The sequence below is a fragment of the Segatella buccae ATCC 33574 genome, assembly GCF_000184945.1.
In the GTDB taxonomy this organism is placed as follows: Bacteria; Bacteroidota; Bacteroidia; order Bacteroidales; family Bacteroidaceae; genus Prevotella; species Prevotella buccae.
The window spans coordinates 1,035,968-1,051,333 of sequence record NZ_GL586311.1 but is presented as its reverse complement, the minus strand read 5'-3'; the positions used below and the strand labels follow the sequence as shown (position 1 = coordinate 1,051,333).

General features: G+C 53.2%; 14 protein-coding genes and 1 tRNA gene. 14 read left to right on the top strand and 1 reads right to left on the bottom strand.

The window, feature by feature from the left end; all coding sequences use genetic code 11:
• The first annotated feature begins 471 nt into the window (after positions 1-471).
• From HMPREF6485_RS03920 to HMPREF6485_RS03905, 4 genes are all read left to right on the top strand, one after another.
• Complete coding sequence (locus HMPREF6485_RS03920) at positions 472-795, top strand: nucleoside triphosphate pyrophosphohydrolase family protein (protein ID WP_044126242.1); 324 nt, start codon at positions 472-474, stop codon at positions 793-795.
• A gap of 222 nt (positions 796-1,017) precedes the next feature.
• Positions 1,018-2,826 carry a transglutaminase-like domain-containing protein gene (locus HMPREF6485_RS03915; RefSeq protein WP_004344818.1) on the top strand — a complete coding sequence of 603 codons (1,809 nt, stop codon included), beginning with the start codon at positions 1,018-1,020 and terminating at the stop codon, positions 2,824-2,826.
• Positions 2,827-2,888: 62 nt separating this feature from the next.
• Positions 2,889-5,045, top strand: coding sequence for a DUF3857 domain-containing protein (locus tag HMPREF6485_RS03910; protein WP_248622226.1), 2,157 nt, complete (start codon positions 2,889-2,891; stop codon positions 5,043-5,045).
• 208 nt (positions 5,046-5,253) lie between these two features.
• Positions 5,254-6,105: a DUF4846 domain-containing protein gene (locus HMPREF6485_RS03905; protein ID WP_004344815.1), complete on the top strand. Its 852-nt coding sequence runs from the start codon at positions 5,254-5,256 to the stop codon at positions 6,103-6,105.
• On the opposite strand, the gene ribD is transcribed toward HMPREF6485_RS03905, so the two are convergent.
• Entirely contained in the window at positions 6,089-7,057 is a 969-nt protein-coding gene (ribD, locus tag HMPREF6485_RS03900; protein WP_004344814.1) for a bifunctional diaminohydroxyphosphoribosylaminopyrimidine deaminase/5-amino-6-(5-phosphoribosylamino)uracil reductase RibD, read from the bottom strand. The two genes, HMPREF6485_RS03905 and ribD, sit on opposite strands and share 17 nt — an antisense overlap.
• A 27-nt stretch (positions 7,058-7,084) precedes the next feature.
• On the opposite strand from ribD, the gene prmC reads away from it, so the two are divergent.
• The 10 genes from prmC (at position 7,085) to HMPREF6485_RS03850 (ending at position 15,329) form a co-directional block, all read left to right on the top strand.
• Positions 7,085-7,954 carry a peptide chain release factor N(5)-glutamine methyltransferase gene (gene prmC / locus HMPREF6485_RS03895; protein WP_044125799.1) on the top strand — a complete coding sequence of 290 codons (870 nt, stop codon included), beginning with the start codon at positions 7,085-7,087 and terminating at the stop codon, positions 7,952-7,954.
• Between the two features lie 2 nt (positions 7,955-7,956).
• Positions 7,957-8,466, top strand: coding sequence for a regulatory protein RecX (locus HMPREF6485_RS03890; protein ID WP_004344813.1), 510 nt, complete (start codon positions 7,957-7,959; stop codon positions 8,464-8,466).
• A gap of 4 nt (positions 8,467-8,470) precedes the next feature.
• Positions 8,471-9,157, top strand: a complete 687-nt coding sequence (locus tag HMPREF6485_RS03885) for a ComF family protein (RefSeq protein WP_004344811.1) — start codon at positions 8,471-8,473, stop codon at positions 9,155-9,157.
• Positions 9,158-9,241: 84 nt separating this feature from the next.
• Entirely contained in the window at positions 9,242-9,874 is a 633-nt protein-coding gene (gene pyrE, locus HMPREF6485_RS03880; RefSeq protein ID WP_004343326.1) for an orotate phosphoribosyltransferase, read from the top strand.
• A gap of 57 nt (positions 9,875-9,931) precedes the next feature.
• Complete coding sequence (locus HMPREF6485_RS03875; protein ID WP_004344810.1) at positions 9,932-10,351, top strand: SRPBCC family protein; 420 nt, start codon at positions 9,932-9,934, stop codon at positions 10,349-10,351.
• Positions 10,352-10,362: 11 nt separating this feature from the next.
• Entirely contained in the window at positions 10,363-11,703 is a 1,341-nt protein-coding gene (gene argH / locus HMPREF6485_RS03870; RefSeq protein WP_004344809.1) for an argininosuccinate lyase, read from the top strand.
• 27 nt (positions 11,704-11,730) lie between these two features.
• Complete coding sequence (locus HMPREF6485_RS03865; protein ID WP_004344807.1) at positions 11,731-12,318, top strand: hypothetical protein; 588 nt, start codon at positions 11,731-11,733, stop codon at positions 12,316-12,318.
• Between the two features lie 264 nt (positions 12,319-12,582).
• Positions 12,583-12,668 (top strand) — tRNA-Leu (locus HMPREF6485_RS03860).
• A gap of 21 nt (positions 12,669-12,689) precedes the next feature.
• On the top strand, positions 12,690-13,703 hold the full coding sequence (locus HMPREF6485_RS03855; protein WP_004344805.1) for a DUF4369 domain-containing protein: 1,014 nt from the start codon (positions 12,690-12,692) through the stop codon (positions 13,701-13,703).
• Positions 13,704-13,781: 78 nt separating this feature from the next.
• Positions 13,782-15,329 carry a YifB family Mg chelatase-like AAA ATPase gene (locus tag HMPREF6485_RS03850; RefSeq protein ID WP_004343331.1) on the top strand — a complete coding sequence of 516 codons (1,548 nt, stop codon included), beginning with the start codon at positions 13,782-13,784 and terminating at the stop codon, positions 15,327-15,329.
• Positions 15,330-15,366 lie beyond the last annotated feature (37 nt).

The following is a 15,366-nucleotide window of genomic DNA, read 5'->3' as shown; positions in this document are numbered from 1 at the left end:
CTTGAAAGCTCATTCAGCCATAACGAGAAAGCAAAAGAGCCCGTTTCACAATGCCGTTTTGACCGAAAAATCCCTTTTAGGGGGTGGAGGGGCTCTTAAAGACTTTGACAACTAAAAAAAGGGAAACACCCATGTGCTTCCCTTGCTTATGCAAAGATAGCAAATTTTCAGGCAAAAAGCAAATGCAATACGAAATAAGTTGACAGACGGAAAGTGTGTCTCCCACTCCTTAAACAGATGAGGCCGACCGCTCGAAAAGGCTTTTTCCGAAGACAACCGGCTTGCAAACCGGCATTCCTCAAGCTCCCAAAATGAAAAAAATCAGCATACTATCGCCTGATAACACAAAATCGGCTAACTTTGCATCCTGTCAGGAAGACGGATTGGGGGAATAAAAGAATCGTCCCCGAGATTCCGGCAACCACAGATACGGACAAATCCTATAACATCACACAAAAGGCGCAAGAAATCATGGAAATGAACGAATATCAAAAACAGGCCTTGAAAACAGCCATTTATCCACACCCCATCGTATATCCCGTTCTCGGACTGACGGGCGAAGCCGGTGAGGTGGCCGACAAGGTGAAAAAGGTTATCAGAGACCAAGGAAGCGACTTCAGCGACGGCCACACAAAGGAGGAAATCGCCAAGGAGATAGGCGATGTGTTGTGGTATCTGTCCACGCTGGCCAACGACCTCGGCTACACGCTCGACGAAATTGCAGAGATGAATATCCGCAAAATACAATCGCGGCAGCAGTGTGACAAGATACATGGAGCCGGAGACAACAGGTAGAAAGATGAAAAACGGAGGAAAACGAGTTAAAAAGTAACAAAACGCTTAATAAGAAGCTTCTTACCAAATGCTTTGTTACATTCTTTGTAAACATAAAACAATCCAAGATAATAGCGAGAAGGCCAAAGAAAAAAACGAAAAATATCAATAAAAAAGCGTTCTATGTGAAGAAAAAACATTATATTTGCACATCTTAGAAGGAGACGATATTCATATACGGTCATGACAAACAAGATTTTCACCCTGCTGATAGGCACTTTGTCTCTCACAGCCTACGCCCGCCCACATCACGACGACGTATTCATTTCGGCCTGCACCGACAACTACAAATTCACCACGCATGGCAATACGCCTGTAGTGGAAAACTCCACGGAGACGGAATACACGCTCAACAGTGCCGTCAACCAGAAGATACAACCCGGTGTCTACTACGGGGAGTTCATCTCGCTCGACTACGCCAAGTGCGGCAGTTGCAAGGCTGCCTACAAGAGCGTCACCCCCGAAAACGTGTTCTATGACGACACGAAGGTGTGTTTCTTCAACGACGAATTGTGGCGCAAACACCCGAAAGCCACGGCAAAATTCCGCCGCACGTTCAAGGACATACACTACTTCACACGCATCTACCTTTCCGAAGACTATCTGGTGAAAAACAAGACGGTGACCATCACCATCCCAACCAAACTGAAAGGCTACCGGCTGGTGGAGCGCAACTTCAACGGCCACATCTCAACCCACCGCGCCAAGGTGGGCGAGGACTCCGTGTTCACCTACACCGTGACCGACTTGCCGGCCGAAAGAGACGAAGACAACATGCCGCCTTTCGGCACAATCTATCCCCATATAGTCGTCGTGGGGCCGTTTGCCGACTACCACGCACTCTACCGCTGGTCGCGCGACATGGCCGATGTATACTGCACCGTGCCCGACATCAAGACACTTGTAGCCGACATCACGCGCGGTTGCAAGACCGATGAGGAGCGCATCGCCGCCACCTATGCATGGGTGCAGCAAAACATACGCTATGTGGCTTTCGAGGCCGGGGTGGCCGGGCATCGCCCCGACAGACCGGCCGAGGTGATACGCAAACGCTACGGCGACTGCAAGGGCATGGCCCTGCTGCTCCGGACACTGCTCCGGGAACAGGGATTCGACGCCCGGCTCACCGACATAGGCACCACCTCCATCCCCTACCGCATGAGCGATCTGCCCACGCTGGCAGCGGCCAACCACGTGATATGCACGCTCTTGCACGGCGGCAAGACCTACTACCTCGATGCCACCTACAGCTACATTCCCTACGACTACGTTCCCCTGCACATACAGGGCCAACAGGCCATGATAGAAAACGGCGACGACTGTCTGTTGGCGACCGTACCCTCGCTGCCTGCCGAAACCTCGGTGGACAAACTGACCTACCGCTATCGGCTCGTGGCGGGCAACCGGTTGGAAGGCGAAGCGACCTACGAACTGTGCGGCGACATGAAAGAATACTTCCTCACATCCTATCACACTGCCGAACAGGGAGACAAGGAGGCTTTTCTGGCCAACAACCTGAATGCCGACAACCATAGCAACACGGTGACGCAGGTGGCTTGGAAACAAAACTCGCCGTGGGAAAAGTGGGCAGTGCTCACAGGACAGGTGACCAACGCGAATGCCGTGCAAACCATTGACAACGAGTGCTACATCGAACTGAATCCGCACAACAACCTCTTCATCGCCAAGATAGACACCACCGACAGGGTAAACGACTTCTGTCTGCCCCAGCCCTGCAACGTCATCCGGCAGGTGGAACTCACCATTCCGGCGGGTTACCGCATCACCCATCTGCCTGCCGATTTCAAGACGACCGTGCCACAGGGCACGCTCTCGTGCAGTTTCGCCCGGCGGGGAACCAACAAAGTGGTGTTCACCCAACGCATGCAGATAAGCAACAAGCGCATAGCCCGCAACGACATTCCACGGTGGAATGAGGCCGTGAGTCAATGGACGGATGCCTGCAACGACCAACTGATATTGAAGAAATGAGAAAGAGAAGGGCACTCACAGACAAAAAGAACGGAACTTATAAAAAACAACATACCATCACGATGAGAAAACAAATCACAAGACTCTGCATGGCAACCCTCCTGCTGCTATGCGCAACGCAGGGCTCCGCCTTCGACAACGACGACTACAAGGCGTATGCACAAGAGATGAGAAAAGCCGTATGGGCACAAGACAGTCTACCCGAGTTCAAAAACTACAAATGTCCGGCAAAGTACAAGAACGAATCGGCTGTGGTGCTGGCCGCCTACGACGAGATGCTGCTTGACCAGAAATCGAAGCTGCGTATGTCAGGTCTCAACTTCTATACCGTGAAACAGCTCAACTACAATAGGCTCAACCGCCAGCTCATCTACATCAACGACCAGGCTTCGTTGAAGAAGTTCAGCGAATTCGACTACAAGACTTACAGCAAGAAACATTTCGCCGGACTGGGCGACGACATCGTGCGCAATGTGCTGGGAGTGCGCATCATCAAACCCGACGGCACTATAAAAGAAGTGAGCACGGACGATTACGTGACAGCCAACGAGGGCAAGAAAGACAAGGACAAGGGCGAAAAACTCGCCGTGCCGGGCCTGCAAGTGGGCGATGTGATAGACGTGTTCACCTCGGAGATGAAGCAAATACGCGAGGAGAATATCGCCCCGGTTGTCTTCGCCTTCATCAACGACTATCCCACACTCTCCTACCGCATCCATTGCTCCATCGACCCAAAACTCACCACGCAATACCGCCAACTCAACGGGGCCCCAGACTTCAAACAGTCGACGGATGCGGAGGGCAACATCATCCTTGATGCCATGATGACCAACATCGACAAATCGGAACCCGACCTCTGGTATAACACCGCTGCACAGACTCCGCTCACCTTATTATATATACAAGGACGAAAAATCACGGGAGCTTACGTGCCGGAGAGTGTCAAGGACAAAGGACTGCAGGCCAACCCATCGGCAGAGGCCATACAAAAGGACGACTGGCGCTTTTGGGGAAGTCGGCTGCTGTATGGACTCGATTCCAACGAGAAGAAACTGGTCAAAGAGCTTGCCAAACAGTCTATCTCGGATGAGGAAAAAGCCGATATTTTCTATAATTTCTACAATGATATCGACTTGAGTCTGGACGACATCAACTATTCTCCATCCTATTTCATCTCTTCCTTCGGCCAACTCCTCACCAAGGCCAAGATACCTTTCCAACGAGGCATCACCACCGACGACGGCAGCGAACCGCTCGACCAGCTCATCAGCTACCGCAACACCACGTGGGTCATCCGGCTCAACAACGGAAAAATCTACACGCCGCCTTCGGGTATGCACGCTCCCGGATATATCCCCGCCTCCCTGCAAGGGCGACAGGTGAGCTTCAACACCAGCGTGAAGAAACCCTTTGACGGCGGGACCTACGAGAAATCCACGTTGCCCACAAGCACTTCAGCCGACAACACCGACAAGGTGGAACTCAAGGCTTCCGTCGAAGGCACCCTGCTGCACATCAGCCGCACGGAGGCCCGTACCGGCACACTGAAGGAAACACTCTCTGCCTATCTGCCCACCCACAAGCAAATAGCCGACTCCTACGCTGCCGCCCAACCGCTGCTGCGCACGTATGAAGACCTCTATACCAAGAAAGCAAGAAACAAAGCACCGGAAAATGCAGCCAAAGACAAAGAGCTGCAGAAGGAGAGATTCAAAGACGAAGTAGGCGGTTATCAGGGCGAGGACGCCAAATCGGTGGAAAGTTACGACATCGTGAGCATGGGCCATGAGAAAATCAATGCCCCATTCACCTACCGAGTGGACTACACCATGGACGGCTATGTGAAGAAGGCCGGCAACAACCTCATCCTCGCCGTGGGCAAACTCATAGGCGAACAGCTTAAAGTGGAGGGCAACGCCCGCAAGCGCACAGCCGACATCTACCGCTCTGCCCCCACAACGATGGAATGGAATATCACCGTGACACTGCCTGCCGGCTACCATGCCGTCCCCGAAAGTCTTGCCAAACTCAACACGCAAGTGGACAACGAATGCGGTTCGTTCAAAGCGACAGCCACCGGCAAAGGCAATACACTCACGCTCCATGCCACCAAGGTGTATAAACACAAGACCGAACCTGTGGCCAACTGGAACAAGATACTACAAATGCTTGACGCTGCCTCGGATTTCACCTCCAAACAGGTAGTTCTGAAAAAATAGGCGTATAAGATGCAAAAGGTGAAAAATCCAAAGATCCAAAAAATGCAACTCTTTAGCTATCTGCATTGTTTTTTGAATCTTTGGATTTTTCACCTTTTGCATCTTACAATATTTCCGGGTGTTAATCTTCACTAAATAGTTCTCGGAAGAAAAACAATTCTGCCCATTCGTGCTATCTTTGCAGGCATAACGACCATACAAAAAAGTCATGAAAGGACACTTCAGCAAATGGATATTGGCTGCGACTGCAACCATACTGGTGGGCAGTTGCGGCGCACAGCCCACACGCCGGCAAGAAACCGGAAAACCGGCGGCAGCTGCTGTGCAGGCCAACAACATCACATCGCGTTTCCCCACACCGGCAGGCTACACGCGGGTGAAAGTAGCGAAAGGAAGCTATGCCGAATTTCTGCGCAACTTGCCATTGAAACCTGCAAATGCTGATCTGCACTATTACAACGGCAGTGTGAAAGAACATCGATACCGGGGAGCCGTGGTGGACATGGATTTCGGGAACAAGAAGAATGAACAATGCGCCGATGCAGCTATCTTTCTCCGCGCTTCCTATTTATGGAAGACCCGTCAATATGCCAAGATTCATTTCCACTTCACCAACGGGTTTGATGCCCGCTACAGCAAATGGGCCGAAGGCTATCGCGTGAAAAACTACAACTCGTGGGTGAAGTCGGCCAAACGCGACTATTCTTACGCCACATTCAGGAAATATCTCGACCTCGTGTTCCAATATGCCGGTACGGCCTCACTCAGCAAGGAACTCATGCCCGTAGGCATCTGTTGGGCCAAAGACATCCAAGCGGGCGACATTATCATCAAGGGAGGATTCCCCGGACATGCCGAGACGGTAGTCGACGTGGCCGAAAATGCTGCGGGCAAACGCATCGTGCTATTGGCTCAAAGTTTTATGCCGGCACAAGAAATCGAAATATTTCCAGAGTGGATACAGTCGGAAAATGAGCACTATCTCGTCACCCCGACATGGACATTCGACGCCCGGGGCACCAATGCCCGCTATCTGCGGCGGTTCAGGGACGAGCCCTAAACGCACCCATGGAGCTTTCATGCCCGTACCACCTTATTACATTGGCATCATAAATTTGCTGTCCAGTGGGCACTGCGCTGTCGGGCAACGAGGGAGCCGGCGTACCGTCGCCCACCGTGATAGGTGCAGTCTCCACACGCAGTTCATCCCAAAGGTCGGCATCGAGAAACGACTGTAGGGTCTGTGCCCCCCCTTCCACAAGAAGCGATTGTTTTTTCTCTTCATACAGCCGAGCCAATATCCCGGTGACGGAAGCTCCATGCCCCAAAACAATGCGCTCGGGATCGGGCCCCGACCACTCGCGAACATTGAGCCGGGGATGCTCGCGCTCCTCTGTCACCCGTCCCACAAGGATAGCATCGTTCTCGGCACGGAGCTTGTGGGAAAGCATTTTAGTGAAAGGTGAGGAAATGGGCAAAGCCCTACCGTGATCGTCGAGGAAGCCATCAGCCGTCTGCGCCCACTTGAGTGTGATGTAGGGCCGGTCTCGCTCGTTGCAGACGATAAACCGCCGGTTGAGTGTCAGACACTCCTGTTCGAGCACGCCCACGGTGACCTCAATGCCCGCCTTGCGGATGCGCTCCACACCACGACCGCTGACTTCGGCAAACGGATCGATGCAACCACACACCACACGGCGCACCCCTTTCCTGACGATGAGGTCGGCACAAGGAGGGGTCTTGCCGAAGTGGGAGCAGGGCTCGAGCGACACATAGATCGTACTCTCATGCAACAGCGCCTCATCCTCGGGGCACACGGAGGCAAAGGCGTTGACCTCGGCATGTCCCTCACCGCATCGCACATGATAGCCTTCGCCGATGATGCGCCCGTCGGGAGACACGATGACGGCCCCCACCATAGGGTTTGGTTTGGCGTTTTGCCGGCCGTTGCGTGCCAATTGGAGACAACGGCGCATGAATTTCTCGTCTGTCAACAGCTGATTGTTATTCATTTTTTGTACCTTTGCATTGTTACACTCATGACTTATCAAGAATTTTGGCACCGACTGACCCCACTCTATGCTGCCGGCGAAGCGCAAGCTATTGCCCGCATGGCACTTGACATGCGGTTCGGATTGTCGCTGACCGATGTTCTTTGCGGCAAAGTTAATGATTTATCCGCAGAAGACACCCGTTTGCTAGAAGAAATTGTCCGACGGCTGGAAACGGGAGAGCCTGTACAGTATGTACTCGGAGAGGCCCCGTTTTGCGGGCGCAATTTCCATGTAGAGCCGGGCGTGCTCATTCCCCGGCCCGAAACAGAAATGCTCCTTCCGCTTATCTGCAAGGCTGCAAAGGCATCGCCATCGTCGCCTGTCACCATTCTGGACATCGGCACAGGGTCGGGGTGTATTGCTATCACGGCCTCACTCAAACTTCCCGAAGCGCAGGTGACTGCCTGGGACATCTCCGACAAGTCACTCCACATCGCACAGAACAATGCGGAAAGGCTTGGAGCACGGGTGACATTTGAAAAGCAGAATGCCCTAACAGCAGCCGAAGGTTACACAGACAACACCTTCCCCGATAGCCGACAATATGACATCATTGTCTCCAACCCACCCTACATAGCCGAACGCGAGCGCAAGAACATGGACCCCAACGTGCTCGACTACGAACCGACCGTGGCACTCTTTGTGCCCGACGCCACCCCGTTGCTGTTCTATAAAGCCATCAGCCATTATGCCGTAAAGGCTCTGAAACCATCAGGATGCCTGCTCTTTGAAATCAATCCGCTCTTTGCGGAGGAGTTGAAGGAAATGCTACAAGAAGCAGGCTTCAACGATGTGGAACTGATGACCGACCTGTTTGGCAAACAACGGATGGTCCAAGCAAGAAGAAAAAAATAAGCATGAAAACGATAACCGACAAGCCCCTATCCGAACAAAACGCCCTGCAAAAGCTCACCGCACTCTGTGCCAGGGGGGAACACTGCACGCAAGAGATGCTCGACAAAATGCAGCGTTGGGGACTGGACGAGGAAGCCCGGACCCGAAACATGGCCTATCTCACGGAACATAAATATGTGGACGACAAACGTTTCACCCGCTTTTTCATCAATGACAAAATCAAATACAACCACTGGGGCCGCCGCAAGGTGGAACAGGCACTGTGGCTGAAACGAATACCCAAAGATATTTCCGACCCCATCTTTGAAGAGCTCGGTGATGAAAACTTTCTGGAAGCCCTCCGCCCCGTCATCCGTCGGAAGTGGGAAACCACAAAAGCTGCCACAGACTATGAACGGTCGATGAAAGTCATCAAGTATGCCCTGAGTCGCGGTTTTGGCTTTGACCTCATCCGCAAGTGCATCGACGAACTCTCTGATACCGACCTTGACATGACTGAAGACAATTTTTGAGCCCATGTTGCGCCGCCTCTACGATATGCTGTTTCCCCGTGCCTGCGCCATCTGCGGACAACGGCTGGCTCTTGGCGAGCAAGCACTCTGTGCCGTGTGCAATATCAACCTGCCACGCACCCGCTTCACAGAAGATCCGGAAGACAATGCAATGGCCAAGACCATCAGCAGTCAGATGGCTGTAGAACGCGCCACAGCACTCTACCGGCACCTTTCCCACTCGTCATCGGGCGCACTGATCTACAATCTCAAATACGGGGGCCATCCCGAATACGGCGACATGATGGGTGAACTCATGGCCAAGGAAATCCTACCTACAGGTTTCTTCGAAGGCATAGATTTGCTTGTGCCCATCCCACTGACCTGGGATCGCCGGCGGCAGCGGGGGTACAATCAGAGCGAGTTCATTGCCGAAGGAGTGAGCCGCATCACGGGAACACCCATTGAAAAGAAGATTGTGAAGCGCACCGTCTTCCACGGAAGTCAGACCGACAGGGATGCACGGGCACGCCGGGAGAACGTGGAAGGGGTGTTCAAACTGCTGAACCCCGAAGCAGTGCATGGCCGACACGTGCTACTCATTGACGATGTATGTACCACCGGGGCCACTTTGTCGTCGTGTGGCATGGAAATAAAAAAAGCGGGCGATGTGCGCATCAGTGTGCTCACCCTCGGTTTTGCCGGAAGTTAAGCACTTTTAACTCTGACACAACAGACAATCAAAAAAAGAATAGTAACTTTGCACGAATATAACACTTTGTAAAAAACAAATCTTATGGATAAGCTAAAAAAGAATTTCGCTTCCAAGCTATTGAAAATCAAAGCCATCAAGTTGCAGCCCAACAACCCGTTCACTTGGGCAAGCGGCTGGAAGTCACCTTTCTACTGCGATAATAGAAAGACCCTTTCCTATCCCGATCTGCGCAACTATGTGAAGTTCGAAATTGTCCACACCATTCTTGAGGAGTTTCCCGAAGTCGAAGCCATTGCGGGTGTAGCCACCGGAGCCATCCCACAGGGAGCACTTGTCGCCGATGCCCTCCATCTGCCATTCGTTTATGTGCGCTCCAAACCCAAGGACCACGGACTGGAAAATCTCATCGAGGGAGAACTGCGTCCGGGCATGAAGGTGGTGGTGATAGAAGACCTCATCTCCACGGGCGGAAGTTCGCTCAAGGCGGTGGAAGCTATCCGCAAGAACGCCTGCGAAGTCATCGGCATGGTGGCCAGCTATACTTACGGATTCCCCGTGGCCAAGAAAGCTTTCAAGGAAGCCGGTGTAAAGCTTGTCACACTGACAGACTACGAGCACGTGGTGGCTGAAGCACTGGAGACAGGCTACATAGCCGATGACGAAGTGGAACTGTTGCATGAATGGAGGAAAGATCCGGCCAACTGGAACAAGTGACCCGGCCATTCTGCCACAGTCGACAAGAATCATTAACAAAAGAAAACCGAAAGATATATGAGCTCTACATTTGAAAGCTCCGTAAAGCAGATACCGCACAGCCAGACGACAGTCTACAACACGCTGAGCGACCTCAGCAACCTCGAACGCATCAAGGATAAGATTCCCACCAACAAGGTGGAAGACTTCTCGTTTGACAGCGACAGCATCTCCATCAAGGCTCCCATGGTGGGTGACATCAAGATGCGCATCGTGGAACGCGAGGCCCCGAAGACCATCAAGTTTGAAACGGAGAACAGCCCCGTCCCATTCAACTTCTGGATCCAACTGCTGCCCACCGATGAGGCGGCCTGCAAGATGAAACTCACCATCAAGGCCGACCTCAACCCTTTCATCAAGGGAATGGTGAAAAAGCCACTCGAAGAAGGCATCGAGAAAATAGCTGAGGCACTGGCCATGATTCCCTACGAGGACTAACAGAAAAGACTATGGCGAACAAACTTTGGGAAAAAAACTTTGTGGTGAACCGGGAGATAGAGCGTTTCACCGTAGGCCGCGACCGCGAGATGGATCTCTATTTGGCCAAATATGACGTGCTTGGTTCAATGGCCCACATCACCATGCTGGAAAGCATCGGGCTGTTGAAGTGTGACGAACTCCCCCCGCTGCTTGCCGAGCTCAAACGCATCTACGCCATTGCCGAGCGCGGAGAATTCTGCATCGAAGACGGTGTGGAAGACGTTCACTCGCAGGTGGAGCTGATGCTCACCCGCCGATTGGGTGACATGGGCAAGAAGATACACTCCGGCCGCTCACGCAACGACCAAGTGCTGGTAGACCTCAAGCTCTTCACACGCCACGAGCTCAAAGAGATTGCCGATGCCGTAAAGCTGCTTTTCGACGAACTGATACGGAAGAGCGACCATTATAAGAACACGCTCATGCCGGGCTACACCCACTTGCAGATAGCCATGCCATCAAGTTTCGGTCTCTGGTTCGGCGCCTACGCCGAGAGTCTGGCCGATGACATGCTGTTTCTGCAAGCTGCCTACCGCATGACCAACCGCAATCCGCTCGGTTCGGCGGCAGGCTATGGCTCATCGTTTCCGCTCAACAGAGAGTTGACCACCCGCCTGCTGGGCTTTGACTCGATGGACTACAACGTGGTCTATGCCCAAATGGGGCGCGGCAAGATGGAGCGCAATGTGGCTTTTGCCTTAGCTTCCGTGGCCGGCACACTGGCCAAACTGGCTTTCGATGCGTGTCTGTTCAACTCGCAGAACTTCTCCTTTGTGAAGCTGCCCAAGGAGTGTACAACCGGTTCGAGCATCATGCCACACAAGAAAAATCCCGATGTGTTCGAACTGATACGAGCCAAGTCGAACAAGATACAGTCGCTCCCGCAACAGGTGATGCTCATTATGAACAACCTGCCCTGCGGATATTTCCGCGACTTGCAGATCATCAAAGAGGTTTTCCTGCCCGCATTCGGCGAATTGAAAGACTGCTTGCAGATGACGGCCTACATCATCAACAAGATGGAAGTAAACGAACACATCCTCGACAATGAGATGTACGACCCGATTTTCTCCGTAGAAGAAGTCAACCGATTAGCTGCCGACGGTATGCCGTTCCGTGACGCCTACAAACAAGTGGGGTTGGAAATCGAGGCCGGAACCTTCCATGCCGACAAGCACATCCGACACACGCATGAAGGCTCTATTGGCAATCTTTGCAACGACCGCATTCAGGCACTCATGGAACAGACTCTCGCCGGCTTTCACTTTGAGCGCGTGGAACAGGCTGAAAGCAAACTGCTGAAAGACTGACCCACCCTTTAACAAGCGTATGGACAGATGAAAAAGGCAATAAAGAATATCCTGCTGAAGATGCCGGCCATAGTGTCGGCACTGACACTTCTGGCCTCTTGCGGAGCCGAAGCCCCCGTCAGCCGCACCTATCCGTGCCGCTTCTATCTCGACACACGTATCCATCCGGTGAGCAAACTCATCACGGCCGTCACCTCTTACAATTACTATGTGAAGACTACCGTAGACTATCGCTCGGGAGCCTTTCATGTCGTGACCTACAGCCGAGACGGACAGAACAACCCCGAAGACCTCACCTTAACGGCCCAGACTGAAATCTACGCTTTCACGGGCGGCATCTATCTCGGTGCCAACAAATCTATCATCGTGGGGCTGACCAACTTCAATGGGCCGGTGGCCTACGACGGCATGTGCCCCAACTGCATTGAGCAATATGCCTCGGTCGACTTCCCGCTCTCATGGAATACGACGGTGAGCGAAGTGAAATGTAACAAATGCAAACGAACCTACTCCTTGGAGACGGGGACTATCACCGGAGGCAACAACGGCAAGCCGCTCATGCGTTATCTTGTCAACTATATCGGGCCTTACTCAATGCTTCGAATAGGCAACTGACAACCAGCCATCTATGGCTCTTAAAATCTGTTAATCGTTTTGCAGTTCCGACAAATAGCTTTACCTTTGCAACCGCAACAAGCCACTGTGACGGAGAGGATAAGCACGGCCCAAAGTACATCCTGACAACGCACAGAGGTGACTTGCGGAAACAACTCAGTTGATAGAGCACGACCTTTCCCCGGGTCGGAATGCGGATTTGGGTCCAGCCTTCCGCTCTTTCAACCATCGGCGATGCGCCTTTTGTCCATCGCTCATAACAATGCCGCAATGGTGGAATTGGTAGACACGAGGGACTTAAAATCCCTTGGCCAGTAATGGCTGTGCGGGTTCGAGTCCCGCTCGCGGCACTCTCCCTGCTTTTTTACGATATGAAACACATCTCATACCTCTTTTTGATAGCCGTCATCTCATCGCTCGTCTCATGCGGAGCCGGCAAAGGACGCTTTCGATTAAAAGGCAAGATACTCCACATCAATCAGGGCGAACTATATGTTTACAGCCCCGACGGGGTGATGGAAGGTATGGACACCATCAAGATCGAAGCCGGACGCTTCACCTTTGAAACGCCCTGCAAGAATGAAGGCACACTCATGCTGGTCTTCCCAAACTTCTCCGAACACCCCATTTTCGCCGCTTCCGGTAAGACGGCAGAAATCAAGACCGACGCTTCCCACCTCAAAGAAATGGAAGTGACGGGGACGGATGAAAACGAATTGATGACGGAATTCCGCCAACAGACAACTTCCGACTCTCCTCCACAACTCAAGAAACATGCCACCCAATTCATCAAAGATCACCCTGCATCACTCGTGAGTGTCTGTCTCGTGCGGCAATATTTCGTAAAAAGTCAGACTCCCGACTATCGGCAGGCACTCTCACTCATCGACCTCATGCTCCGCGAACAGCCCAAGAACGGCAGTCTCACCCGCATGAAACAGCTCTTGCGGGGCGTAGGGGCCACCACTGTTGGCAGTCGACTGCCAACCTTCACAGCCTATGACACCCGCGGACGACTCGTCTCCAGCACCACTCTTGCCGCTGCTCCCGTAGCCGTGATCAACGTGTGGGCATCGTGGAACTACGACAGTCAGGACATCCAGCGCCGCCTGCAATCGCTTCAACGACGTTCTGGCGGTCGGCTCTCCGTGCTCGGCCTTTCGCTTGATGCAGGCAAGTCCGACTGCAAGGATGCACTGCGCCGCGACTCTATCACCTACGCCAATGTGTGCAGTGGAGAAATGCTCGAAGACAAGACGGTGACTAAACTCGGCCTGACAGCCATTCCCGACAATATCGTGCTCAAAAACGGACGCATCGTGGCCCGTAGTCTGCGTGCCGATGAACTGGAAAAGAAGGTCAAGGAACTGCTCGGACTGAAATAAGTATCGGCCGGGGAGCCCCCGCAACAGCAACACCATATCTCCCAACGCCACCCGGGTGGCACAAAGAAAACACCATCTATGCTGGTAAAAACATACTGCGCCGCGGTCAACGGACTTGAAGTGACCACGGTGATGATAGAAGTCAGTCTCTCGCAGGGAGTGATGTACCATCTCACCGGACTTGGCGACGAAGCCGTGCGCGAGAGTCGTGACCGCATCGCCGCAGCCTTACAATACAACGGCTTCAAGTTTCCCGTGGCCGACATCACCGTTAACATGGCTCCTGCCGATCTCCGCAAAGAGGGTTCATCGTTTGATCTGCCGTTGGCTATCGGTATTTTGGCTGCCAACAGCAATATCATTGCCGACCACTTGGGCGAATACATGATTGTGGGCGAATTGGGACTTGACGGTCGACTACAGCCTGTGAAAGGGGCACTGCCCATCGCCATCAGGGCCCGTGCGGAGCATTTCAAAGGTCTCATTGTGCCCAAGCAGAATGTGCGGGAGGCTGCCGTGGTCAACAAATTGGAAGTCTACGGCATGGAGACCATTCTTGATGTAATCATGTTCCTCAACGATCAAAAGGCTTTCGAGCCCACCGTGGTCGACACGCGCAAGGAGTTTTACGAGCAGCAGAGCCGGTTTGAACAGGATTTTGCCGACGTTCGCGGACAGGAAAACGTGAAGCGGGCCCTCGAAGTGGCTGCCGCCGGAGGGCACAACCTCATCATGGTGGGTCCTCCCGGCTCCGGTAAATCGATGATGGCCAAGCGTTTACCTTCCGTTCTGCCTCCCCTCACGCTGGCCGAGAGCCTCGAAACCACACAAATTCATTCCATCGCCGGCAAACTCGGGCGGGACGTGTCGCTCATTTCCCAACGGCCGTTCCGTGCGCCCCACCACACCATCTCCGAAGTAGCCCTCGTGGGCGGTGGTTCCAATCCCCAACCGGGCGAAATATCACTGGCACACAACGGTGTGCTCTTCTGCGACGAACTGCCGGAATTCAACAAACACACGCTCGAAGTGCTGCGCCAACCACTCGAAGACCGGCAAATCAACATCTCCCGCGCCAAATATAACATCAACTTCCCTTGCTCTTTCATGTTTGTGGCCTCCATGAATCCCTGCCCCTGCGGTTATTATGGAGACCCAACCCACCATTGTGTCTGCACGCCGGGGCAGATACAACGCTACATGAACAAGATTTCGGGCCCACTGCTCGACCGCATAGACATCCAGTGCGAAATCACTCCGGTGCCTTTCAAGGACATATCCAAGGCCTCGCCCGGCGAACCGAGTGCCAACATCCGCGAGCGAGTCATTGCCGCACGGGCTATCCAAACCGAACGATACCGCGACTACAAAGACATACACTGCAATGCGCAGATGTCGGAACGTATGATTCACGAGTTTGCCGAACCCGACGATGCCGGCATCGACCTACTCCGCACGGCCATGGAACGTCTTTCACTCTCGGCACGGGCTTACTCCCGCATCCTCAAGGTGGCCCGTACCATCGCCGACCTTGCAGCCTCACCTTCCGTACAGCCCGAACATCTGGCCGAAGCCATCAGCTACCGCAACCTCGACCGGGGCGACTGGGCCGAACGAGGATTGTAGGCAAGAAGTTGGGCATACATTTTGCAGTCTGCCCTTT

Excerpts from the sequence above, each read along its gene's own strand:
- HMPREF6485_RS03920 (WP_044126242.1), top strand. The coding sequence starts at position 472 with ATGGAAATGAACGAATATCAAAAACAGGCCTTGAAAACAGCCATTTAT.
- HMPREF6485_RS03915 (WP_004344818.1), top strand. The coding sequence starts at position 1,018 with ATGACAAACAAGATTTTCACCCTGCTGATAGGCACTTTGTCTCTCACA.
- HMPREF6485_RS03910 (WP_248622226.1), top strand. The coding sequence starts at position 2,889 with ATGAGAAAACAAATCACAAGACTCTGCATGGCAACCCTCCTGCTGCTA.
- HMPREF6485_RS03905 (WP_004344815.1), top strand. The coding sequence starts at position 5,254 with ATGAAAGGACACTTCAGCAAATGGATATTGGCTGCGACTGCAACCATA.
- ribD (WP_004344814.1), bottom strand. The coding sequence starts at position 7,057 with ATGAATAACAATCAGCTGTTGACAGACGAGAAATTCATGCGCCGTTGT.
- prmC (WP_044125799.1), top strand. The coding sequence starts at position 7,085 with ATGACTTATCAAGAATTTTGGCACCGACTGACCCCACTCTATGCTGCC.
- HMPREF6485_RS03890 (WP_004344813.1), top strand. The coding sequence starts at position 7,957 with ATGAAAACGATAACCGACAAGCCCCTATCCGAACAAAACGCCCTGCAA.
- HMPREF6485_RS03885 (WP_004344811.1), top strand. The coding sequence starts at position 8,471 with ATGTTGCGCCGCCTCTACGATATGCTGTTTCCCCGTGCCTGCGCCATC.
- pyrE (WP_004343326.1), top strand. The coding sequence starts at position 9,242 with ATGGATAAGCTAAAAAAGAATTTCGCTTCCAAGCTATTGAAAATCAAA.
- HMPREF6485_RS03875 (WP_004344810.1), top strand. The coding sequence starts at position 9,932 with ATGAGCTCTACATTTGAAAGCTCCGTAAAGCAGATACCGCACAGCCAG.
- argH (WP_004344809.1), top strand. The coding sequence starts at position 10,363 with ATGGCGAACAAACTTTGGGAAAAAAACTTTGTGGTGAACCGGGAGATA.
- HMPREF6485_RS03865 (WP_004344807.1), top strand. The coding sequence starts at position 11,731 with ATGAAAAAGGCAATAAAGAATATCCTGCTGAAGATGCCGGCCATAGTG.
- HMPREF6485_RS03855 (WP_004344805.1), top strand. The coding sequence starts at position 12,690 with ATGAAACACATCTCATACCTCTTTTTGATAGCCGTCATCTCATCGCTC.
- HMPREF6485_RS03850 (WP_004343331.1), top strand. The coding sequence starts at position 13,782 with ATGCTGGTAAAAACATACTGCGCCGCGGTCAACGGACTTGAAGTGACC.